Annotated in this window: 1 protein-coding gene; it reads right to left on the reverse strand. The window is 41.9% G+C overall.

Features of this window, described 5'->3' with window-relative positions; all coding sequences use genetic code 11:
• Nucleotides 1–210 (reverse strand): DUF547 domain-containing protein (locus B2U97_RS01570; RefSeq protein ID WP_286830201.1); only part of this gene is annotated, 210 nt, incomplete at both ends.

Here is a 210-nt window from a genome sequence, read left to right on the forward strand (position 1 = left end):
TCAAAGTCGACACGAATTTTTTCGTGCTCAACCCAATCCAAAGTACGTTTTTCACCTAGTAGCGTAAAAAACGACTTCTCCCATGGGCTGGAAAATAGCCCGCCTAAATCGCGAATAGAATCAGCATCGCCGGATTCAAATTTATCGATATTGTCGATAATAAGCTGCAGGGTGAAAGCGTTGTAAGCATTAATTAAAAAGGCCAGTTGC

Origin of the sequence: Idiomarina sp. UBA3176 (genome assembly GCF_002364295.1) — a bacterium.
GTDB lineage: Bacteria > Pseudomonadota > Gammaproteobacteria > Enterobacterales > Alteromonadaceae > Idiomarina > Idiomarina loihiensis.